The sequence below is a fragment of the Haliovirga abyssi genome (assembly GCF_030295325.1).
Lineage (GTDB): Bacteria > Fusobacteriota > Fusobacteriia > Fusobacteriales > Haliovirgaceae > Haliovirga > Haliovirga abyssi.
In genome coordinates, this window is record NZ_AP027059.1 from 1427639 (window position 1) to 1451458 (window position 23820).

A 23820-nucleotide genomic window follows, 5' to 3' on the forward strand; every position below is an offset into this window, starting at 1 on the left:
TAATATAAAAAATAAGCTACGCTTCATAATGTAAAGTATAAATGTTTTTCAAAATTTTTGGTTTCTGAAAAATTTTGCTTTGAAAAATTGCATATTTCAAAAAAACGGCGTAGCTTATTTTCTGAATAAATTTATAATTTCCTATTATATCAATGAACGTTAAAAAAATCTTTTGTTCTTATATTTCCAATAATATCTCTTTTATTTTTTTCATTTCATCTCTAGCTTGTATAGCTTTTTCAAAATTTAACTCTTCTGCATATTTTTTCATATCTTTTCCTAATTTTTTTATTTCTGCTTCCATTTGAGTTTTATTTCTATATATTTTTTTTACTTCTAATATTTTTTTATCTCCAATTATAGTTTCATAATCATAATTTAAAGCATCTTTTGGTAATTCTTTTATTATTTGTTTTGGATCTATATTGTTATCTATATTATATTTTTTTTGTTTTTTCTTACGCCTATTTATCTCATATAGTGCTTCTTTCATTGATTTTGTTTCTTTATCTGCATACAAGATCACTCTTCCATTTATATTTCTAGATGCTCTCCCCATTGTTTGAATTAATGATCTCCTTGATCTTAAAAATCCCTCTTTATCAGCTTCTAATATTGCTACTAATGAAACTTCTGGAATATCAAGCCCCTCTCTTAATAGATTTATTCCAACCAAAACATCAAATTCACCCATTCTAAGACCTCTTATTATATCTACTCTTTCTAATGTGTCTATTCCAGAATGCATATATTTCACTTTTATCCCAAATTCCAAATAGTATTCTGTTAATTCTTCTGCCATTTTTTTTGTTAATGTTGTTACTAATACTCTTTCCTTTCTTTTAGCTATTTTATATATTTCACTCATCAAATCATCAACTTGGTTTGTAGTTGGTCTAATCTCAATTTCAGGCTCTACAATTCCTGTCGGTCTAATTAGTTGCTCTGCAATATTAGCTTTAGAATTTTCTATCTCAAAATCTCCAGGAGTAGCAGATACAAATACCAACTGTTTTGCTTTTTTTAAAAATTCCTTAAATTGCAAAGGCCTATTATCATATGCAGATGGCAACCTAAATCCATTTTCTACTAAAACTGTTTTTCTTGCTCTATCCCCATTATACATTCCTCTTATTTGTGGAGCTCCAACATGAGATTCATCTATAAACACAATAAAATCTTTTGAAAAATAATCTAATAAAGTATATGGAGTTTCTCCAGCTTTTCTTTCAGCTAAATATCTCGAATAATTTTCTATCCCTTTACAATAACCAATTTCCCTTATCATCTCTAAATCATATTGTGTCCTCTGCCTTATTCTTTGTGCTTCTAATAATTTTCCATTTTTTTCAAAAAATTCAACTTGAGTTATCATCTCTTCTCTTATTTGATTTAATATTTTTTCTATCTTTTTTTCTTCTGTAACATAATGAGTTGCTGGCATTATCATTATTCTTTCTAAATTTTTTTTTATTTTTTTCCCTGTTAATGGATCTATTTCAGAAATCTCTTCTAATTCATCTCCAAAAAATTCTAATTTATAAGCTGTATCCATATATACTGGGTATATATCTACTGTATCCCCTTTTACTCGAAACTTTCCTCTTGAAAACTCTATATCATTTCTCTCATATCTAATACTAATTAATTTTTTTAATATCTCTTTTCTAGGTGGTGCATAGCCTTTTTCTAATGGCAAACTCATTTTCCTATATACTTCTGGAGCTCCTAACCCATAAATTGCAGAGACAGATGCAACAATTATAACATCATTTCTATTTAATAACGCTGCTGTAGCAGCATGTCTTAATTTGTCAATTTCATCATTTATAGATGAATCCTTTTCAATATATGTATCTGTACTTGCAATATATGCTTCAGGTTGATAATAATCATAATATGACACAAAATATTCTACTGCATTTTCTGGAAAAAATGCTTTATATTCTGAATATAATTGTGCAGCTAAAGTTTTATTAGGAGCCATAATAAGCGCAGGTCTATTAGTCTTAGCTATTACATTAGCTATTGTAAAAGTTTTTCCAGAACCAGTTACCCCTAATAGAGTTTGATATTTATTATTATTATCTAAACTATCAATTAATTTTGCAATAGCAGTTGGTTGATCTCCTGTAGGACTAAATTTAGAAACTAATTTAAACATATTTAATCTCCTTTCAATAAAAAGTAAGATACACTTTCTACTATTTTCATCTTTTTCTATTATATCCAGATATCATTATTAATTTTAATAAATCTTTCCAGTTTCAAGAATTTTTTTCCTCTCTCCTATCTTTACCCTCTTTTATTCTTTTATTCTTTTATTCTTTTATTCTTTTTATAATTCCCGTGCATTTGTGTAAAATAATAAATTTTCTTGGTGAAATTCCCGTTAAGCAGCTGTCATTGTTTGAGCGTAGCGAGTTTGACAGTTGTAGGGAATGAGCCTTAGAAAATTATTATTTGGAACATTAGCACTTGATTTTTTGTTACTTTTTCATCAAGGAAAAAGTAAAGATTCTCTAATTTCAAAAATAGAAAACAAGCCGAAACAAATGTCTCGGCTTATGAATGTTCAAAAAATATTATTCTTTTGTTCTTTTGTTCATAAAAAACTCTTAAGCCCAGTAAATAAACAAATTGATATCCTATTTTAAAACCATTCTAATCTTCTTTTATTTTATTCCAATCTACTCCTTTAATAAATTCTTTAAAAAATGCTAAGAAAATCCCTAAAAATATTCCCAACACAAATCCAATTATTACATTTAATTTTTTATTAGGCTTAATTGGAACTTTTGGTGTTATTGCTGGATCCAATATATTAATAACACTATTTTCTTTAACTTCATCTATTTTTGCTGTTTCATTTTGAGCTAATAACATTTTATAAATACTAACTGTTGTTTCCACTTCTCTTTGTAACCTTGACATTTTTATTTTTATATCTGGCACATCTTTTAAAGCAATCATCTCTATTGGAAGTTTTTTATTCCCTTTTTCCAAAGCTGTAATTTGTCCTTGATATACAGATATCTCTTTTTTTAATTTTTTAACTTCTATATTTTCATTTCCTGTAAATTGTTTTAACACTTCTAATTTTCCGCTTAATTCAAATACATTTGTTTTTAATTTTGTTAATATTTCTGTTAAAGCTTGTGCTTCATCCATAATTGAAACTGTATTATATTTTTTTTCTATATTTTTTAATTTTTCTTCTTGTGTCTTTAATTTTTTTTCTACTAATTTTAATTGCTTTCCTATAAACTCTCTATTTCTTTTTGCTTTTGTAAGATTTTTTTCTTTAATATATCTTTCTAATTCCGTATAATAATAATTAGATATTTCTGCACTTTTTTCCGCATCATCTAATTCTACATCTACTGTATAAGTTCCACTTTTATCATCTTGAGCTACTGTAACTATATTTTTAAGCCATTCTGCAATATCTGTAATTGTTGGTTTATCTTTCTCTTCAAGCTTTGATAGATCTATTTCGTTTTTTTCTATATAATAATCATATAATTTTAAATTTTTAACTATATCCTCTCTAAAAGTACGACTTTCCATTATTGTTATGAAATTAATTCCTGATTTTCCACCAGAACTACCCAACATACTGGCAAAAGGTATTGAGCTAGCTAATGCACTAAGACCGTTACTACCATCTCCTTGTTCTGCCATAAATACCATTTCTGATTTATAAATTTTTGGCATTCTTATAGAAACCACCGCTGCAATAATTGTTATTAATATTGTGATCCCTATAATTAATTTTTTATTTTTCCATATAACCTTTATTAAGTCCAATAGATCAATTTCATCTTCTTCTACATATTGTCTGTTTTCTTCCACTTCTAAGCCTCCATTATTTTAAATTTAATATTTTGTTTATTTCCTAAATATTCTTCAACATATCTATTTCTAATCCTTCAATTGCTAAATCACTATTTTCAAAACTGTTTTTAGCAACTTCTAGTTTTTTTTCTATATCTTCTTCACTATCTTCTGGATCATGATGAGTTAAAAATAGTTTTTTTACACCTGCCTTTTTTGCATTTTCTGCTGCCATTTCTGGAGTACTATGCCCCCATCCTTGTTTTTTTAAATAAGTTTTATAATCATATGCTGCATCATGAACCAACACATCTGCATCCTTTGCAAATTGAATTAATTTTGCATCTCCACCAATGTAACTTTCTACATCTGTTGCAAAAACAAAACTTTTACCCAAATATTCAATTCTATATATATACACTCCATTTTTAGGATGATTATACCCTTTTAATATTTTTACTACAACATCATTTTCTGAAGATACAAAATCAGCATGATATTTATTATATACTTTTAATTTTTGACTATCTTTTTTTAAAATCAATACATCTGTATGATTTATATCTGTACAGTTTTTCAAAGAACCCATTTCGTCATAACTTACTGGAAAATATGAATATGCCATAGAACTAGAAATCACCTCTTCTATACCATCTTTTAAAACCTTTGGACCATACAAATTTATTTTATAATTACCAAAATATGCTGGCAAAAATGAAGGAAATCCTTCTGTGTGATCTTTATGAGTATGTGTAAATAGTATATTTATATCAGAATGTTTTTTTTCAGCTGCTATTTTTTTCCCTAAACCTATTATCCCTGTTCCTGCATCTAATATTATTATCCCAAAATCTGTTTCAACCTCTATACATGTAGTATTCCCACCATATTTTACCCCTTTGTTTCCTGACAATACATAACTTCCTCTTACCCCCCAAAACTTAATATTAAAAACTGCCATACAGTTCACCACCTTATATTATCACTATTTTGTTCAATTCTTTTTTATATAATTCATAAATTTTTTCTTTTACAAATATCTCAAATATATACTTGTCCAAATGGTTATCTTTCACTTCAAACTCCAATATTTTTAGAGCTTTTTCCACAGCCATTGGTGGTTTATAAGGTCTATCTCTTGCAGTTAAAGCTTCAAAAATATCTAAAATTGCAAGTAACTTTGCCTCAAAAGGGATCTCATCTCCCACTAATCCATGCGGATAACCACTTCCATCAATTTTTTCATGATGCCCAGAAGCAATTTCAGGAATTCTTTTTAATAATTTAGTCCATTTTATTCCTTCAAGAATATCATATGTAAATGTAACATGTAAATTCATTTCTCTTCTTTCTTCATCTGTTAAATTCCCTTTTTTTATCATAAGATTTTCTATCTCAAATTCATCTAATAAATTCCTATTTGTGCCATCTACATCAATAAATTCAACCATTGAAATTTTGCTAATCATATTTTCCTCATCAACAGTTACAAAACCCTTCTTATTTATATCGGAAATTATCTCATAATATTTATCTATTTTTAATAAAAGTTCTGTTTCATAATCAGATAGCCTGTGTAATACTTTTCGCAACTCTAAGTTCTTTTTGAAATATTGAAATCTATATTTTATAGTTTCCATTCTATCATCTGTTAATCTGTTTCTTTTTAAAAGTATATTTTCTTTTATTCCTACTTTTCCAATATCATGTAATAATGCAGCATAATAAAGTTGTCTTATCTCATCTTTATTAAAAGTTTTATCTTTGTATGGTCCATAATCTATTCTGTCTATAGCTTTTGCTAATTCTATAGCATATCCTGCCAACCTACGCGAATGTCCTGATGTAGTAGTATCTCTTGCATCTAAAGTACTTACCATTGCTTCTATAAATGATTGAAATAGTTCTTCTATCTCATTATATAATCTTGTTCTTTCTAATAATATTGCTGCCTGTGACGCTAAAGATGTTATTATTTCCTCTTCATCTCTTGTATAAGAAATAATATTTTTTTCAATTGTATCAGGCTCTCCTAATACAGTTCCCTCTTCCTTTTTTTTATTTAATAATTGTAAAACTCCAACTACATCTCCACTATAATCTTTCATAGGAATAACCAACATATTTATAGTTTTATAATTTATACTTTTATCAAATGAATTATTATATGTTATTTTTAATAATGAATCTATATTATTTACATTTTTAATATTTAACGTTTCTCCTGTTAATCCAACATATCCAGATATACTTTTTTTATTTAATGGCAATGTAAACTCTTTAAATGGAAATTCTCTAGAAAAATTTTTTGTGATTTTAAATTTTAATTTTTCTTCTTTGTCTATAATTTCTTTTATATATAAACTTCCACCATCACTATTTGTTATTTTAATGCTCTCTTCAAGTATTAATTGTAACAACTTATTGGTATCTTTTTCTGCTGACAAAGCAATTCCTATTTTATTTAATTCTTTCATCAAATCATTTTTCGTTGCCATATCATTTCCCCCTTATACTTTTTATGCCCTAATTAATTACATCAAAAGTCTTTTCAGAAAATTTTAAATTTTTTATCAACTCTATAAATTTATTTTTATTTATATCTGACAACTTATCATAATTCTCCAATCCAAATTTATAAACTTTTTCTTGAGAATGGTTAGTTGATATATCTATTTTTAATAATTTTGATATGTTAAACAGTTTTAATATATCTTCAATTATCTCAATTTTTTCAAATTGCAACTCATCTATGAGAATATTTAATTTTTCTTTCAATCTATCCTTCATTTTATCGTTAACTATCTTATAATTTAATTTTTTAGAAGACATAATAGCTGATACTAATTCACTCTCGCTAGATTGTGAATTCAGATTTTCTAAAAATTCTTCTAGTAAATTTGTTATCTTATTTTTAAATGTATATTCTGCTGCTATTCTATATTCTTCAGGTATTGATAATTCAGCATCTAGCAAAGCAGATATTACTTGAGAACTTTCAGTATAAATTTTTTCGTATGTATTTTTATAATCTTCAAAAAATTTACCTGTAACTTTTTTTAATATTTTTCTTTTTGTTTCTAATAAAAGCTCATTAAATGTATAATATTCACTATTAATATACATATCTAACGCTCTCATAGATTCAACTATTGAAAACTTTTTTTCTATTTTTTTTAATATCTCTCTTTTTATTTCAAAATATTCTGTATTTGAAAAAATGTTTTTAACAGAACATCTAAAATCCATATTCCCGAATTTTAAAACTCCATACATCACATATCTAAATTCATTAGTTATAAGATTTTTTATTTTTACTTTTCCTATATTTAATATAAGATTTCCATCTTCTATTTTACTAAAATCATCTCTTTCTATCTCATATGTGAATATCTCACTTTTTTTACTATATTTATAAAAAGATGAACTTATCGCATAATGAGCTACCATTTTATCAAAATCAACTATTCTGCTTTTTACCATATTAAAATATATATCTTTCCCAGTTCCAAATTCTTTTATATTACTTTTGGCTTCTTCTAAATAATTCGTAAATATTTTTTCTATATCTTGATTTGTATAATCTTGTGCAAGTTGAATTGCTTTTGATGCATAACTCAAAATTTGAATTGTCTCTAATCCTGATATTTCATCAAAAAACCATCCACAACTTGTAAACATTAACAATAAATTTCTCTGTATTTCTAATAATTTCAATAAAAACTCTTGTTCTTCTGTATCTACTTCTTTTTTTAAATTTCTCTTAAAATAATCATTTACATTTTTAAGGCTTCTGTTTAAAACAACATCAACATATTCATTCCTAGCTTTCCATATATCTTTAAAATATGGAGTAGCTTCTTTTCCATATATTTCTTTTAAAATGTCCCTCAATTTATTCAACCCATCTCTTAATGGCTTTCTCCATTTTTGATTCCAACCATAATTCCCACCCGAATTACAACCACAATCATCTTTCCACCTATCAACTCCATGTGCACAGCTCCAAGAAGTTCCTTCTCCCTTGCCTTCGTTTAATTCTACTTCATCAACTACACCAAATTTCTCTAAATAATACCCATAATTTATAACTTCAAAATTATTTTTTGGAGCTAAATCAAATAAAAGATGCGCCAATGTTAAATCAGCAAATTTTTTATGATGTCCATAAGTTTCTCCATCAGTAGCTATATTCACTATTTGAGAATGTTCTGCCTTTTCATTTAAAGCTAGTTTTAATCTTGAGATATATTTAGATGAATCCTTAACTGTATCTTCAAATCCTATACTACTAGATATAGGTCCATCATAAAAAAATATATCAATATATTTATTCGGATAAGTTTTTGAATAACATCTATAAGGTTTTGTAGAATCTATTTTGCCACCCAAAACATCTTTCCACTCTTTTTTTTCCATTTCCCTTGTATTTTTTGCTTGATAAGGAGACAATATTGTAAATTTTATATCATTCTCTATTAAAGCATCCACTGTTTTATAGTCAATTGCTGTTTCTGCCAACCACATACCTTCAGGCTTTCTCTTAAACCTTGATTCAAAATCTTTTATTCCCCATAAAATTTGAGTGTTTTTATCTTCTTTATCTGCTAACGGCATTATAATATGATTATAAACTTGTGCTAAAGCATTTCCATGTCCCGAATATTCCTTTAAACTTTCTTTATCAGCTTCTAAAATTCTATTATAAGTTTCAAAATCATTTTTCTCTAGCCAACTTAATAATGTAGGCCCAAAATTAAAACTCATTTTCGAATAATTATTCACAACTTTTATTATCTCTCCTTTAGAATTGAATATTTTAGAAAATGCATTAGGCCTATAACACTCTTCATTTATCCTTTCATTCCAATCATGAAATGGATGAGCACTTTTTTGTATTTCTATTGCTTCTAACCAAGGATTTTCTCTAGGCGGTTGATAAAAATGTCCATGAATAACCAAATAAGATTTTTTTATATCTTTTTTATTTTTCATAATTCTCTATCCTCCATTAATTTTAAAAAAACATCAACCAATTTTTCTTCAAATTGTATATTTTTATTCTTTTTTAGTTCTTGTACAGCAAATTCATGACTTAATCCTTTTCTATAAGGCCTATCTGATGTTATTGCATCATAAGTATCTGCTACAGATATTATACGAGAAGTTAATGGTATTTCCTTTTTTTTCAATCCTAAAGGATAACCTGTCCCATTCCATTTTTCATGATGATGCCTTATTATTTCTGCAATATTTTTCATATTATTAATTTGAGATACTATTTCATACCCATTTTCAGGGTGTTTTTTTATTTGTTCAAACTCATAGTCAGTTAATTTTCCAGTCTTATTCAAAATATATTCTGGCAATCCTATTTTCCCCACATCATGCAAAACAGCTGCCATATCCAATTCTTTTAATTTGGCTGGTGAAAATCCCAATTCTTTTGCAATCATATATGAATACTCTGCAACTCTTTGCGAATGCCCTTTTGTGTAAGTATCTTTAGCTTCTATTGCCTTTACCAATGATTTTACAATTTCAAAATTCATATTCTTACTTTCTTCAAGTAAGTATGCATTTTCAATAATAATTCCTGCATGACTTAGAATATCTATTATTATTTGTTCCTCTTTTTCAGACAGTTCTAATTCTGAATGTTTCACTAATAATAAATATCCTCTTAAATTATTTTTTATAATTATCGGGAAACTATACCATGATTTACTATCTAAAAAGTTAGGTATAAAAGCTATAGAATTTTCTAATATATCAATTAACATACTGCTTTTACTATATTTTAATAGTTTTTTCAAAAAACTTATTCTTTCACTTTTTCCATCTTTCAAATAATAATGTTTTTCTTTTTCATTACGCTTTAAAACAAATAATGAAAAGCCTGAAACTAAATTTTCTAATAAATATAATAATTTTTCTATTACTTCTTCAAATGCCAATTCCAGCCTTAATATTTTTGTCATTTCATACAAAACCTGATAGTCTGTTAATTCATTTTCTATTTCTATATTTCTTTTTTCTAACTCTTTATACCCAAATCTATCATAAACTCTTTCATCTAATTCACTAATTATATCAACTATATTGTAATCTTTTATCTTTCCGTTATATACACAAGATGCTCCAAGTTTATAATATTTTCTAGCAAATCTTATTACATTAACTTCAGAAAAAATTGCAAATTTAAAATTTAACTCTAAATCTAACAACTCTTTTAAAATATTTTTATTCCAATTCTCTTCATCAATAAGAAGATAAAATTTTTCATTTTTCTCTATTTTTTTTAAATCAAACTCATTTTCCCCAAATATTTTTACATCATAAAAGAATTCAATATCCTCTATAAATATATTTTTATCATTAGATAATATAATTATTTTACTCATATAACGATTACTCCCCCACTAATAATATGATTCTACTTCACTACTATATTTCCCATTTTCACTATATACGTTTAAAGGTGTTTCTATTGCTATATTTTTTTTTCGATTTTTTATTGCTTCTAACATAAATAATTCAGCGTTTTTATCTACTTTAGTATGAATGAATCTTAATCTTTTTATATGAAAATTATGTTTTGTAATAACGTTTACTAATTCTTGAAATCTTTTACTCCTATAAATAATATTAAAACTTCCACCATCTTTCAATACTTTATTTGAAGATTCAATTAAAGAATTTAAATCTAATTTCAGTTCATGCCTAGAGATTGCTTTTATTAAATTATTACTTACTTTTCCATTTTTAACTTTCATATATGGCGGATTTGTAACAATCATATCAAACTTTTTTTCAACTTCATAATCTTTTATATCTATATTTTCAATTTTTATTTTATCTTCTAATTTATTTATCAATACACTTCTTTTTGACATACTTGCAATATTCTCTTGCAGTTCTACTCCTGTTATAGTATTAATATTTTCATTATTTACTAATAGCAATGGAATTATCCCAGTTCCAGTCCCTATATCTAATAAATTTATTTTTCTTTTATTATCAATTTTAACAAAATTAGAAATTAATACCGCATCCAAAGAAAATCTAAATCCATTCTTTTTTTGAATGATTTTCATATTAAATTTTGTTAACTCTTCTAGTGTTTCATCTTCATAAATTTTCATTATAATTTATTCCTTTTCTAAGCTAGCTGTTTTGCTCCCATGTTCACCTAAATTATGACTCTCTTTCATTTGCTTTGCTTCCTCTTTATCAAAAGCAATCTCATCTATGTTAAATTTATTTACTCCTTTATCTTTTACGTCTACATATATATACCCATTTAACGGATTTAAATTTATAGTTTTTCCTCTTCCAGAAGGAGTCTCTACTCTTTGCCCTACTGCTGGATAATCTGCTAATATTTCTTTATATTGCTCATATTCATATTTCATACAACATAATAATCTTCCACAAACTCCTGAAATTTTAGATGGATTTATTACAAGTCCTTGTTCTCTTCCCATCTTTATTGATACTGAATCAAATTTATCTATAAATTTTCTACAACATAACTCATGCCCACAAATTCCAAATCCACCTAAAATCCTAGCTTCATCCCTAACTCCTATTTGTCTTAATTCTATTCTCAATCTAAAAGAAGAAGCTAAATCTTTTACTAAATTTCTAAAATCTATTCTTCCTTCAGCAGTAAAATAAAAAATAAGTTTATTTTTATCAAATGTATATTCTGCTGTTATTAATTTCATAGGCAAATTATGTTCAAATATTTTCTTTTTACATATTTCATATGCTTTCTTTGCGTCTTCTCTAAGCTTATCATACTTATCTGTATCATTTTTATTTGCTTTTCTTATTACTGGCTTTAAGGGCGATACTAAAGCTTTTTCATCCATCACTCTAACTTCTGCATAGACTGTCCCTATCTCTTGCCCTCTTACTGTATCTACAATTACTTTTTCACCTTTTTTATATTGTTCATCCCCTATAACTTCAAAATTATACCTTTTTTTTGTAACTTCAAACATTACTCCAAGCACATTATGTTCCATCTATTGTATTACTCCCTTCGTCGATTGTATTTTGTCATTTATTATATTAACTGCTTCCTGTAACGCCTTTGCAAATCCTTTAAAAAAGCTTTCTATAATATGATGTGTATTTGTTCCTCTAATTAAATCCATATGTACATTTATTCCACCATTATAAGCAAGTGAATAGAAAAATTCCTCAACAAGCTCTGTGTCAAATTCTCCAACTTTATCTTTGGTAAATTCACAATTAAAACTTAAAAAACCTCTTCCGCTTAAATCTAATGATACTCTAGTTAAAGCTTCCATCATTGGGAGATGAAAAGTCCCATATCTTTTTATTCCAATTTTATCTCCTAATGCTTCTTTTATTGCAACACCTAATGATATACCAACATCTTCAACTGTATGATGAAAATCAATATAAGTATCTCCTTCAGCTTTACATATCAAATCAAAACTTCCATGTTTTGCAAAAAGTTCTAACATATGATCTAAAAATCCAACTCCTGTTTTTACATCATATTTCCCATCGCCATCTAAATTTATTTTTACATATATTTTTGTTTCAGTTGTATTTCTTGTAACCTCTCCTATACGTTTAATTCTTACCACCACCTATATTAAATTATTCTCCAAAAAACTATAATAATTATTAGTAGTCAATATAATATGATCTAATAATTCCACTTCAATTTCTTCCAATATATTTTTTGTTTTTTTTGTAAACTTTATATCATTTTTTGAAGGAGTTTCATCTCCACTTGGATGATTATGAGCAAAAATTACCTTTTTAGCATTTGAAAATATTATTTTTTTTATAAGTTCCCTTGGATAAATATAATTTCTATCCAAAGTTCCTTCAAATAAAATTTCATCTTTTATAATTCCATTTTTTGAATCTAAAAAAATAATAATAAAAAGTTCTTTACTATTATTTGATAACTTTGCTTTCAAATATTCTATTAACTCTAATGTGTTCTCTATTTTATTTTTTTTATTTAATTTCTCTTTTAAATTTATTTTTAAAATTTCATTAATAATGTTAATTAATATTGCGCTATTTTCACCAATACCATTTATCTCCATCAATTCTTCTTTGGTTAATGAAAATATATTTGTGAAATTTCCATACTCGTTTAATAACTCTTTTGCAATTATTTTACAATCTTTTCTTGGAATAGCATAAGTTAATAACAACTCTAGTATCTCATATTTATGTAATCCATTAGCACCTGAATTTAAATATTTTTCTTTTAATCTTTTTCTATGTCCATTTAACAACTCTTTTTTCATAATAAACCCCATTTTCCCAAATTAGATTATATCTTTTATTTATATTTTTGTCAAACCATTATTCTTACAATACATATATCTTAAAACAACTTTTAATTTTTTTACACTAAAATATAAAAAATTTACTTATAAATCTTTTCAAACTCATCAAAATAATTAGGAAAAGTTTTAGATACACATTTTGGATCATTTATTTTTGTATTAGGTATTAATAATCCAGCTAGTGAAAAACTCATTGCCATTCTATGATCGTCATATGTATCAATTAAAATTCCTTCATTATATTTTTTAACTGGTTCTATTATTAAGCCATCTTCTAATTCTGTTACTTTTGCTCCAAGTTTAGTTAATTCATTATACACTGCTTTTATTCTATCGGTTTCTTTTATTCTCATATTATACACATTTTTTATTTCTGTTTTCCCTTCTGCAAAAAGTGCAACTACAGCAAGAGTTTGTGCCACATCTGACATATGATGCATATCCACAGTTACTCCTTTTAGTTTTCCATTCCCTCTTACAATTACAAAATTTTCCCCATACTCAACTTCTGCTCCCATCTTTTCTAATACTTCTAATAATTTTATATCTCCCTGCATTGCATCTTTTTTTACATTATTTACTTTTATTTCACTATTAGTTATTGCAGCCATTCCAAAAAAATATGAAGCCGACGAGCAATCTCCTTCTACACTGTATTCTCTTCCTTGATATTTTTTGCCAGATTTAATCTCAAATTTTTTAAAATTATAATTTTTTATTTCCATTCCAAAATCCTTCATCATAGTTAAAGTTATATTCACATAAGGGATAGATACCAAATTCCCATCAATATTTATAGTTATATCATTTTCCCCATATGGAGTAGATAATAATAAAGATGTTAAATATTGACTACTTTTATTCCCTTTTATTGTAACTTCTGTCCCATTTAATCTGTTTGCATTTATAATAATTGGCGGATATCCATTATTTTCCATATAATTTACATCTACATCTAATTGAGTCAATGCTTCCACTAAATCTTTTATTGGTCTTTGTTTCATTCTCTCTATTCCAGTTAATATTACCTTTCCTTTTCCTGTTGATATATATGTTGGTAAAAATCTCATTGCTGTTCCTGCATTTCCTACGAAAAGTTCACATTCTCCAAAATTTCTATTTTGATTTCCCTCAATTGTTACAACTTTATTTTCTTCATCTATATCAATTTTATTTCCTAATTGTTGCAATGCTTTCATCATATATCTAGTATCATCGCTAAACAACATATTTTTTAAAATTGTTTTTCCTGTTGCTAATGCTGACAAAATTAAAGCTCTATTTGCTACTGATTTAGAACCTGGTATTTCAACTTCTGCTTTAAAATTTTTATGTGGTTTCACTTCATAAATTTTATTCATATTTATTATCTCCTTAAATTTTTATTATTTTAAAAAATGGCAGCCATTTCTAGACCGCCATTTATTCATATTCTCTTTTCCAACCATATTACTACTGAACCATAAATCATAAGTTCTAGAAAACCTGGTAATGTATCAAACAAATTCCCCATTGCATAACTTCTAAAAAAAGCTATTAAGATTGCAAAAAATAATATTATTTTTCCTGATATTCCATCTTTAAAAAGTTTTATCACTGTACTTTCTAATACAAATATAAAAAAACTTACTATAAAAAATGATGGTATTGACAAAATTAAAACTGCAAGTATATATCTAATATAAAAAAAATCAATATTTTTATCTACTCCAACATATATTGTTACACAAAACCCTGGTATAAACCCTCTTAATATATACATTTTTAAATTTTCTTTAAATTTATTTTTTTTATACATTTTATTTTCTCAACTCTTTCATATCTGTCCCTCCATTTATTTGTTTTTTTATATTCTCTTTTCCAGCCATATCACTACTGAGCCATAAATCATAAGTTCTAGAAAACCTGGTAATGTATCAAACAAATTCCCCATTACATAACTTCTAAGAAAAGCTATTAAGATTGCAAAAAATAATATTATTTTTCCTGATATTCCATCTTTAAAAAGTTTTATCACTGTACTTTCTAATACAAATATAAAAAAACTTACTATAAAAAATAATGGTATTGACAAAATTAAAACTGCAGGTATATCTCCAATGAAAAAAGAATTATCAAATACTCCTATAGATATTGTTCCATAAATGCTTGGTATAAGCCCTCTTAATATATACATTTTTAAATTTTCTTTAAATTTATTTTTTTTATACATTTTACTTACTCAACTCTTTAGAATCACTTATAATAGGATTTATATCTCTCGCTGTTGCTCCCCCTGCTAATATCATATATGACATTTTATATTTTCTTACTGCATAAGTAAAATTTTTATTAAATTTTATTCTGTAACTTATGTTTTTTCCATATTTCAATGAATTGGTTACTTCTTTCAAATCAGTTCCTGCACCAAGTAACGCTCCCGATAAATCCACCCAATTGTACGCTTCTTTACCAATATTTTTACCTTTTTTTTCATAATAGTTTCCACCTCTACTTTTATCAAAACTTTTACCAATTAATGCTCCAAGTTCTTCATAAATAGTTTTCAACGGATTAACTTTCCCTACTCCTTCTTCATATCCTATTGCTTTAAAATATATATCTGCTGATGTTGATATTACTAAGTTTGTTCCATGAGTTGCTAAATAATATAAATTAAATCTCGCTAAAAAACTCATATCTGTCTGAATAAAGCTTTTCGTTCCTATCCCTAAATATCTTAATGCCACATTTTTTCCTGCATTTAAAACTACTAAGCTTCCTGCTGCATTTAATCCTAAAGATATATTATTTAAAAACATATTTGTTTTTTCATCTTTCCCTTGTAATACTAAATATCCTCTTCCATATTTTGTTTCTACTGGCATTGATTTATATGCACTGTTCCTATTGTGTTGAGCTAACGATATTGAATAAGTCATTGTCCCATAATTTCCATCATAATTTATAACATGTACATTATTTATTTCTATTTCTCTCACTATATTATCTGCTTTTACTATCCTTAATATCATTTTTCTCAAATGCTCTTTTTTTTCTGATGAAACTAAACTCCATTTTGCTAATTTTAAACTTTCGAAATCATCTTCCAATATTCTTCCTGATATAAAAAACATCTTTGCTTTATATTTCATAATTAAATTTGTTAAAGACTTTCCTTTTAAAACTATTGTGTCTTTTTCGCCTACTAGATGTAATTCTGTTTTAAATCCTTTTTCTTCATATCTATGCATTTTCATAAATTTTATATTCCTCCCTAAAACATTAAAAATTTTAATGTTTTATTTAGTCCCACTTTTTAATTCTCTCACAAATTCCTCTATCTCTTCTAACATTTTCTCCTCATTATCTAAATTTTCTTCTATTTTCCTAACTATTGCACTTCCTACAATTGAAGCATCTGCAAATTTAGATATTCCTTTTACATGTTCTTTACTTGAAATCCCAAATCCAATTCCAATTGGAATCTCTGTTTTTTCTTTTACTTTTTTTATTAAATTTTCCAAATTTTCATTTACATTTTTTCTAGCACCTGTTATCCCTGCTACAGATACAAAATATATAAATCCATTAGCTCTTGATATAACTTTTTCTAATCTTTCTTCTGTCATTGTTGGAGCTAAAAACATTATTAAATTAAAATCATATTCTTCAGCTATAATATAGAATTCATCTGATTCTTCAGGTGGTAAATCTGGTATAATTACCCCATTAACTCCTACCTTCTTTGCATCTTTTATAAATTTTTCTATTCCATAACTGTAAATAGGATTATAATAACTCATAAATAAAAGTGGGTTTTCTATATCTTCTTCTCTTAATTCTCCAACTAATTTTAGAGCATCTTTTAATGAAAATTTGTTTTTCAATGCTCTTTCTGCAGCAGCTTGTATTACAGGCCCATCTGCCATTGGATCAGAGAATGGTATTCCAATTTCAACAATATCCGCTCCACCTTTTATTAATGCTTTTATTATTTTTTTGGAACTGCCATAATTTGGATCTCCACCAGCTACATATGTTATAAGAGCTTTTTCATTATTTTTCCCTAATTTTTTAAATTTTTCTGAAATATTCATTATAATTCCACCCCCAAAACTTTTGCAACTGTATTCATATCTTTGTCACCACGTCCTGATACATTTAATATTACTATATCATCTTCCTTTAATTTTCCTTTTAATTTCAATAAATATCCAAGAGCATGCGAACTTTCCAAAGCTGGTATTATTCCCTCTTTTTCAGTTAAAAATTTAAACCCTTCTAACGCTTCATCATCAGTTACAGAGACATATGTCCCTCTTCCTATACTATGAAAATAACTATGTTCTGGCCCTACTCCTGGATAATCTAGTCCAGCTGAAATAGAATGAGTATCTAATATCTGTCCATTTTCATCCTGTAATAAATAAGTCCTATTTCCATGTAGAATTCCAACTTTCCCACCTGTAATTGATGCTGCATGCATTCCAGAATTAAGACCAAATCCAGCTGCTTCTACTCCTATTAATTTAACACTTTTATCTTCTACAAATGGATAAAATAGCCCCATCGCATTACTTCCACCACCAATACAAGCAATTAAATAATCAGGTAATCTTCCTTCTTTTTCCATAATTTGTCTTTTAGCTTCTTTTCCTATAACTGATTGGAAATCTCTTACCATAATTGGATATGGATGTGGTCCTGCTGCTGTTCCTATTATATAAAAAGTATTTTCTACATTTGTAACCCAATCTCTTATGGCTTCATTCATAGCATCTTTTAACGTTGCTGTTCCTGATTTTACTGGATTAACTTTTGCACCTAAAAGTTTCATTTTAAATACATTTAGAGATTGCCTTTTTATATCCTCTTCTCCCATGAATATTTCACATTCTAATCCAAAAAGTGCTGCAACTGTAGCTGTAGCTACTCCATGTTGTCCTGCTCCTGTTTCAGCTATAATTCTCTTTTTCCCCATTCTTTTAGCAAGTAAAATTTGTCCTATTGTATTATTTATTTTGTGAGCTCCAGTATGATTTAGGTCTTCTCTTTTTAAATATATTTTAGCTCCTAATTCCTTACTTACATTTGCAGCAAATGTAAGAGGAGTTTCTCTTCCAACATATTCTTTTAAATAATAATTTAATTCGTCCAAAAAATCTTTATCATTCTTATATTTATTATAATTTTCTTCTAGTTCTTCTAATGCTGGCATAAGTGTTTCCGGAACGTACTGTCCACCAAAAATTCCAAAATGTCCTGTTTCTTTTTTCATATTACCTCGGCTAACACCGAGCCACCTCCTCTATTATTAAATTCTTTTAATATGTTTCAACTTTTTATAGGTGAAATTTTATCTGCTTCTTTTAAATTTACAATTAATAAAACTACTCTTCTCATACATTTTACTACAATTTCAAACTTTTTGTCAATAGAAAAAGGCTTTATGGCAAATCAAACATTTTTTTACATTTTCAGTTTCTTATTCTCCTTATTTAACTTTATAATAATTTTATAAATATAAACGTTAAAAATCCTGAAATCAAAATAGAATATATCCATCCAGATACTATTTTTAATATTATTTTATAATTTATATTTCTCACGCTTTCTGTCATTCCTACCCCAATAACTCCTCCAACTATTGCTTGAGAGCTTGACACAGGGACTCCTATTACAGAATATAGATGTATTACTATTGCACTTGCTAGTACCGCAACTAACGCACCATAATTATCTAAATATACTATATCTAATCCCACTGTTTTCATAACTCGCTTACTATATGTTACCAATCCAAATGATATTGATATTCCGCCTAATATTAACCATAAATTAATAGAAAAATTTGTACCTTTAGCAAATATTCCTACAACATTTGCAACATTATTAGCCCCTAGACTATAACTACCATATATTCCTATTAAAATTGCTAATATTTTTATAAATTTATTAAATACTAAAACATTTTTAATCTTATTTCTTATAAATTTTCTTGAAATTTTATATATAATATATCCTAGTCCCATTGCCCCAATTGGGCTCAAAAACCAAGATGTAAAAATTTTAAATAATGGTGCTACATTTATATTCCCTGAAATTAAAGCCGATACAACTATTCCACTTAAAATTGAATGAGTTGTTGAAACTGGTATTTTAAATATTGTCATTATCAAAACAGAAATACCTGCTGCAAAAGATATTGCTAATGCTATTTTTAAATCCTGTCCATTATATAAAGAATTGTATGTTTCTATCCCATTTTTACCACCTATAACCGCTCCCAATATAACAAATATGGTCCCTATTATCCCAGCTGTTTTAAATTTTAATATCTTATTTGATATAATTGTTCCAAAAATATTTGATGCATCATTAGCTCCAAGATTCCATCCTACAAAACTAACTGCTATTATTATAAATATAATCATATTAATCTACACCCTTCTTATTGTAGATATTTTCTCTACTTCATCTCCTATATCTTCTATTAAATCTGAAATATCTGCTATTTTGTTAATAAAATCCCTATAATAAATTTTACCATTTAAAGATATTTCACTATCTCTTAATTTTTTCAAACATTTTCTTTCCAGTTCATCAACTGATTGTTCATCTATCTCAAGTTCTCTTGCTTTTTTATATGCAATATCAAAATCTAAAAATAGGTTCGATACTGCATCTTTCAACCGTAAAACTTGATTTTCTGTTATGGTTAATATTTCTTTTATAATATTAATATCTATTTTATTTTCATCAATCTTTTTTACTAAAATATTATCAATAATTGTTTCTGACATATTTGCAATTTTATCTATCAATTCAATTAATCTAATAAATTCTTCCATACTTTTTAATAGCATTTCACTTTTAATAATATTTTCTATTAATTTTCTCCTTAAAATGTCTGCTTCATATTCTAATTTATGTATTTTTAAAAACTCATCTTCAACTTCCAAGATTAACCCCTGTTCCATATATTTTACAATTGAATATTCAAACTGCTTATATGTTTCTATTACTTTATCCATATAACTTTCCAATTCTAATCTTAAATCTTCAATTCTAATTTTTTTACTCACATTTATCTCCTCTTTCCAAAATAGAAAAGAAGCTATACTTTATCCTGTAAAATATAAACATTTTATAAAATAGTATAGTTTCTTTTCTAAACAAATTTATATTTTCCTATTAAATAAATTAAAAAATCTTTTATCTACATATATTCATATATATTCACTTATATTCGTTACTAAATATCTCTGCGTAGCTTTGCGTTCTCTGTGACTCTGCGTTAAATATCCTTGCTTTTTTCTGCTTTATTTTATAATAATTTTGCTGCTATTTCCGCTAATTCTGATCGTTCTCCTTTTAATAAAGTAACATGCCCTGAAATTTCTTCCCCTTTTAATCTTTCTGCTAAATATGTTAATCCATTACTATTTGCATCTAAATAAGGATTATCTATTTGATATGGATCTCCAGTAAATATAACTTTTGTATCTTCTCCTGCTCTTGTAATTACTGTTTTTATCTCATGTGGAGTTAAATTTTGTGCTTCATCTATTATAATAAAACCTGCTGGAATTGATCTACCTCTTATATATGTCAATGCTTCTATTTTTAAAAGTCCCATAGCTTCTAATGAATCAGCTAACTTTTCTGCTTCTTTTCCTTCTTTATTTGCTGATAAAAAAGCTAAATTATCATATATCGGTTGCATCCAAGGTTTTAGTTTCTCCTTTTCTCCACCAGGTAAATATCCTAAATCTTTTCCCATTGGCATAATTGGCCTTGCTATAAACAGTTTTTTATATAAGTGTCTTTCTACCACTTGTTCCAATCCTGTTGCTAGAGCTAATAAAGTTTTACCTGTTCCAGCTTTACCTATTAACGTAACCACTTTTATATCCATATCCATTAATAATTCTATTGCATATTTTTGTTCTTTATTTCTTCCATCCACTCCCCAAATAGAAGCTTTTCCAAAAGTCATCTTTTTTAATCTATCTTTATTTTTTTTATATACAGTTAATCCTTGTTTTTTATGACTTTTTTTCGAAATCACTGTAACTGTTTGATTTGGATAAAGATTAATCTCTCCTATCTCTTTCCTTTTCAAATATCCATTATTATAAAATTCATTCACTTTTTCATCTTCAACTTCTATATCTAAATTACCTGTATAAAATTCTTCTATTCTAATTTTATTCGTTTCATAATCTTGAACTTCTAATCCTAAAGAATCAGCCTTAATTCTCATATTTATATCTTTCGTTACAAAAATAATCTCTTTTTCGCTATTCTCATTACTTATCTCATAGGCTACAGATAAAATTCTATTATCCATAACTTCATTTTGCAAAGCATCAGGTAAATTTTTAAAATTCCCTTTTGTTTCTACTTTAAAATATCCACCGTTATCTAATTTTATCCAATTTGATAATGTTCCTTTTTCCCTTAATTTATCTATATTTCTAGCAGTTCTCCTAGCCGCACTTCCTACTTCTGTTTGTTCTTTCTTTAGTTTATCAATTTCCTCAATTACATAAATTGGCAATATCACTTCATTGTCCTCAAAACTAAAAATTGCTTCTGGATCATGAATTAATACATTGGTATCAAGAATATATACTTTTATCATCGTTGCCACCCCTTTCTTAATCTATAATCTGAACTTATAATAAAATTCAGTTATAAAATATTATACGAGATTTTTTTATTTTTCCTTTTAATAAAATTAATATTATATAAAAAAGGGTCGATATGGAATCGACCCCTACAGTTAATATAAATTTATATTAATATAATTAATTTTTTTTACTTCTTTTTCTTAATGATGCATTTAATATTTTTTTTCTCATTCTGATACTTTTAGGTGTTACTTCTAAAAGTTCATCATCAGCTATATATTCTAATCCTTGTTCTAAAGTAAATTGTCTTGGTGGTACTAATTTTACAGCTTCATCAGTTCCAGAAGACCTTGTATTAGTTAATTTTTTACCTTTACACGCATTTACCACTAAATCATTTTCTCTACTATGTTCTCCTATGATCATTCCTTCATAAACTTCAGTTACAGCAGGTATAAATATAGTACCTCTATCTTGAAGGTTAAATAGTGAATATGCTACTGAAACACCATTATCTATAGATATTAATACACCTCTTGTTCTTGATGGAATTTCACCTTTATAAAATTCATATTCATAAAAACTATGATTTATTATTCCAGTTCCCTTTGTTTCTGTCATAAATTCATTTCTAAATCCAATTAGTCCTCTTGCTGGAACTTTAAATTCCAATCTTGTATATCCGTCATTACCTTGAATCATATTAATCATTTCACCTTTTCTGATTCCAAGTTTTTCTATTACAACTCCTACAAATTCATCTGGAACATCTATTAAAGCAAGTTCTAATGGTTCTGTTTTTTTACCATCTAATTCTCTAAAAATTACTTGTGGTTTAGAAACTTGTAGTTCATAACCTTCTCTACGCATATTTTCTATAAGAATAGACAATTGTAATTCTCCTCTACCTTTTACTATAAAAGCATCAGCAGATTCTGTCTTTTCTACTACTAAACTAACATTAGTTTGTAATTCTTTTTGTAATCTATCCCATATATTTCTTGATGTAATCCATTTTCCTTCTTTTCCTGCAAATGGAGAATCATTTACCATAAATGTCATTGCAAGTGTTGGTTCATCAATATCTATAATTGGTAATGGTATTGGATTTTCTCTATCTGCAATAGTCTCTCCTACATCTACCATTTCAAGTCCTGCTACAGTTACAATATCTCCAGCAGAAGCTTCTTTTATTTCTACTTTTTTCAAACCATTATATGTATATATTTTTGATATTCTATATAGTAATCTCTCTCCATCTCTTTTTAATAAAACTACTTCTTCCCCTAATTTTATTTTTCCGTTATGGATTTTTCCAGTTCCCATTTTTCCTATATAGTTATCATATTCAATTGTTGTTACTAACATTTGTAATGGAGCATTTTCATCTCCTTCAGGTTCATCAACATGTTTTACAATTGTTTCTAGTAATGGAATTAAATTATCATTATCATCTTCTAAATTATATTTTGATACCCCATTTTTTGCTGAAGCATAAATTATTGGAAAATCTAATTGAGCTTCATTTGCATTAAGCTCTACAAAAAGATCAAAAACCATATCAACCACATCTTCTGGTCTACTATTTGGTCTATCAATTTTATTTATAACAACAATAGGTCTAAGTCCTAATTCCAATGATTTTTTCAATACATATTTAGTTTGAGGCATAGGTCCTTCAAACGCATCTACTAGTAGTAATACTGAATCAGCCATTTTTAAAATTCTTTGTACTTCTCCACCAAAATCAGCATGTCCTGGAGTATCCACAATATTTATTTTATATCCATCATAATTTAATGATGCATTTTTAGAAAATATTGTTATTCCTCTTTCTTTTTCCAAGTCATTAGAATCCATAACTCTATCAGTAACGGTTTCATGACTATTAAATACTCCTGATTGTCTCAGCATAGCATCTACAAGTGTTGTCTTTCCATGATCAACATGGGCAATGATTGCAATGTTTCTTATTTTTTTCATTAAATATATCTCCTCCATAAAATTAAAATACT

Annotated in this window: 20 protein-coding genes; all 20 read right to left on the bottom strand. The window is 26.7% G+C overall.

The window, feature by feature from the left end:
- Window positions 1–178 precede the first annotated feature (178 nt).
- Window positions 179–2164, bottom strand: coding sequence for an excinuclease ABC subunit UvrB (gene uvrB / locus RDY08_RS06365; RefSeq protein ID WP_307903541.1), 1986 nt, complete (start codon window positions 2162–2164; stop codon window positions 179–181).
- A 500-nt stretch (window positions 2165–2664) separates the two neighbouring features.
- Entirely contained in the window at window positions 2665–3855 is a 1191-nt protein-coding gene (locus tag RDY08_RS06370; protein ID WP_307903542.1) for a GumC family protein, read from the bottom strand.
- Between the two features lie 43 nt (window positions 3856–3898).
- The gene (locus RDY08_RS06375) at window positions 3899–4798 is read right to left on the bottom strand and encodes an MBL fold metallo-hydrolase (RefSeq protein WP_307903543.1); all 900 of its coding nucleotides are present in this window, start codon (window positions 4796–4798) and stop codon (window positions 3899–3901) included.
- Window positions 4799–4811: 13 nt separating this feature from the next.
- On the bottom strand, window positions 4812–6335 hold the full coding sequence (locus RDY08_RS06380) for an HD family phosphohydrolase (RefSeq protein WP_307903544.1): 1524 nt from the start codon (window positions 6333–6335) through the stop codon (window positions 4812–4814).
- 28 nt (window positions 6336–6363) lie between these two features.
- Complete coding sequence (locus RDY08_RS06385) at window positions 6364–8832, bottom strand: DUF3536 domain-containing protein (RefSeq protein WP_307903545.1); 2469 nt, start codon at window positions 8830–8832, stop codon at window positions 6364–6366.
- Window positions 8829–10241 (bottom strand): HD-GYP domain-containing protein, encoded by a 1413-nt coding sequence (locus RDY08_RS06390; protein WP_307903546.1) that lies wholly within the window; start codon window positions 10239–10241, stop codon window positions 8829–8831. The genes RDY08_RS06385 and RDY08_RS06390 overlap by 4 nt, the downstream gene beginning before the upstream one ends.
- Before the next feature lie 18 nt (window positions 10242–10259).
- Window positions 10260–10982 (bottom strand): tRNA1(Val) (adenine(37)-N6)-methyltransferase, encoded by a 723-nt coding sequence (locus RDY08_RS06395; protein WP_307903547.1) that lies wholly within the window; start codon window positions 10980–10982, stop codon window positions 10260–10262.
- Window positions 10983–10988: 6 nt separating this feature from the next.
- Window positions 10989–11870 (bottom strand): PSP1 domain-containing protein, encoded by an 882-nt coding sequence (locus tag RDY08_RS11645; protein ID WP_372339408.1) that lies wholly within the window; start codon window positions 11868–11870, stop codon window positions 10989–10991.
- Entirely contained in the window at window positions 11871–12467 is a 597-nt protein-coding gene (gene hisB, locus RDY08_RS11650) for an imidazoleglycerol-phosphate dehydratase HisB (RefSeq protein WP_372339409.1), read from the bottom strand.
- Window positions 12468–13145 carry a RadC family protein gene (radC, locus tag RDY08_RS06405; RefSeq protein ID WP_307903548.1) on the bottom strand — a complete coding sequence of 226 codons (678 nt, stop codon included), beginning with the start codon at window positions 13143–13145 and terminating at the stop codon, window positions 12468–12470.
- Between the two features lie 122 nt (window positions 13146–13267).
- Complete coding sequence (gene aroA / locus RDY08_RS06410; protein ID WP_307903549.1) at window positions 13268–14548, bottom strand: 3-phosphoshikimate 1-carboxyvinyltransferase; 1281 nt, start codon at window positions 14546–14548, stop codon at window positions 13268–13270.
- Between the two features lie 65 nt (window positions 14549–14613).
- Complete coding sequence (locus RDY08_RS06415) at window positions 14614–14985, bottom strand: hypothetical protein (protein ID WP_307903550.1); 372 nt, start codon at window positions 14983–14985, stop codon at window positions 14614–14616.
- A gap of 48 nt (window positions 14986–15033) precedes the next feature.
- Window positions 15034–15399 carry a hypothetical protein gene (locus RDY08_RS06420; RefSeq protein WP_307903551.1) on the bottom strand — a complete coding sequence of 122 codons (366 nt, stop codon included), beginning with the start codon at window positions 15397–15399 and terminating at the stop codon, window positions 15034–15036.
- A 1-nt stretch (window position 15400) separates the two neighbouring features.
- Window positions 15401–16426 (bottom strand): hypothetical protein, encoded by a 1026-nt coding sequence (locus RDY08_RS06425; protein ID WP_307903552.1) that lies wholly within the window; start codon window positions 16424–16426, stop codon window positions 15401–15403.
- 42 nt (window positions 16427–16468) lie between these two features.
- The gene (trpA, locus tag RDY08_RS06430; RefSeq protein ID WP_307903553.1) at window positions 16469–17266 is read right to left on the bottom strand and encodes a tryptophan synthase subunit alpha; all 798 of its coding nucleotides are present in this window, start codon (window positions 17264–17266) and stop codon (window positions 16469–16471) included.
- The gene (gene trpB / locus RDY08_RS06435; protein WP_307903554.1) at window positions 17266–18447 is read right to left on the bottom strand and encodes a tryptophan synthase subunit beta; all 1182 of its coding nucleotides are present in this window, start codon (window positions 18445–18447) and stop codon (window positions 17266–17268) included. The genes trpA and trpB overlap by 1 nt, the downstream gene beginning before the upstream one ends.
- Window positions 18448–18673: 226 nt before the next feature.
- Complete coding sequence (locus RDY08_RS06440; RefSeq protein WP_307903555.1) at window positions 18674–19603, bottom strand: inorganic phosphate transporter; 930 nt, start codon at window positions 19601–19603, stop codon at window positions 18674–18676.
- Window positions 19604–19609: 6 nt separating this feature from the next.
- Window positions 19610–20254 carry a DUF47 domain-containing protein gene (locus RDY08_RS06445; RefSeq protein WP_307903556.1) on the bottom strand — a complete coding sequence of 215 codons (645 nt, stop codon included), beginning with the start codon at window positions 20252–20254 and terminating at the stop codon, window positions 19610–19612.
- A gap of 242 nt (window positions 20255–20496) precedes the next feature.
- The gene (locus RDY08_RS06450; protein WP_307903557.1) at window positions 20497–21816 is read right to left on the bottom strand and encodes a PhoH family protein; all 1320 of its coding nucleotides are present in this window, start codon (window positions 21814–21816) and stop codon (window positions 20497–20499) included.
- A 166-nt stretch (window positions 21817–21982) separates the two neighbouring features.
- Window positions 21983–23788 carry a translational GTPase TypA gene (gene typA / locus RDY08_RS06455; protein ID WP_307903558.1) on the bottom strand — a complete coding sequence of 602 codons (1806 nt, stop codon included), beginning with the start codon at window positions 23786–23788 and terminating at the stop codon, window positions 21983–21985.
- Between the last annotated feature and the right edge of the window lie 32 nt (window positions 23789–23820).

Excerpts from the sequence above, each read along its gene's own strand:
- trpA (WP_307903553.1), bottom strand. The coding sequence starts at position 17,266 with ATGAATATTTCAGAAAAATTTAAAAAATTAGGGAAAAATAATGAAAAA.
- RDY08_RS06450 (WP_307903557.1), bottom strand. The coding sequence starts at position 21,816 with ATGATAAAAGTATATATTCTTGATACCAATGTATTAATTCATGATCCA.
- RDY08_RS06415 (WP_307903550.1), bottom strand. The coding sequence starts at position 14,985 with ATGTATAAAAAAAATAAATTTAAAGAAAATTTAAAAATGTATATATTA.
- RDY08_RS06425 (WP_307903552.1), bottom strand. The coding sequence starts at position 16,426 with ATGAAAATGCATAGATATGAAGAAAAAGGATTTAAAACAGAATTACAT.
- trpB (WP_307903554.1), bottom strand. The coding sequence starts at position 18,447 with ATGAAAAAAGAAACAGGACATTTTGGAATTTTTGGTGGACAGTACGTT.
- RDY08_RS06375 (WP_307903543.1), bottom strand. The coding sequence starts at position 4,798 with ATGGCAGTTTTTAATATTAAGTTTTGGGGGGTAAGAGGAAGTTATGTA.
- typA (WP_307903558.1), bottom strand. The coding sequence starts at position 23,788 with ATGAAAAAAATAAGAAACATTGCAATCATTGCCCATGTTGATCATGGA.
- RDY08_RS06385 (WP_307903545.1), bottom strand. The coding sequence starts at position 8,832 with ATGAAAAATAAAAAAGATATAAAAAAATCTTATTTGGTTATTCATGGA.
- RDY08_RS06395 (WP_307903547.1), bottom strand. The coding sequence starts at position 10,982 with ATGAAAATTTATGAAGATGAAACACTAGAAGAGTTAACAAAATTTAAT.
- RDY08_RS11645 (WP_372339408.1), bottom strand. The coding sequence starts at position 11,870 with ATGGAACATAATGTGCTTGGAGTAATGTTTGAAGTTACAAAAAAAAGG.
- radC (WP_307903548.1), bottom strand. The coding sequence starts at position 13,145 with ATGAAAAAAGAGTTGTTAAATGGACATAGAAAAAGATTAAAAGAAAAA.
- uvrB (WP_307903541.1), bottom strand. The coding sequence starts at position 2,164 with ATGTTTAAATTAGTTTCTAAATTTAGTCCTACAGGAGATCAACCAACT.
- RDY08_RS06420 (WP_307903551.1), bottom strand. The coding sequence starts at position 15,399 with ATGTATAAAAAAAATAAATTTAAAGAAAATTTAAAAATGTATATATTA.
- RDY08_RS06390 (WP_307903546.1), bottom strand. The coding sequence starts at position 10,241 with ATGAGTAAAATAATTATATTATCTAATGATAAAAATATATTTATAGAG.
- RDY08_RS06440 (WP_307903555.1), bottom strand. The coding sequence starts at position 19,603 with ATGATTATATTTATAATAATAGCAGTTAGTTTTGTAGGATGGAATCTT.
- aroA (WP_307903549.1), bottom strand. The coding sequence starts at position 14,548 with ATGAATAAAATTTATGAAGTGAAACCACATAAAAATTTTAAAGCAGAA.
- RDY08_RS06380 (WP_307903544.1), bottom strand. The coding sequence starts at position 6,335 with ATGGCAACGAAAAATGATTTGATGAAAGAATTAAATAAAATAGGAATT.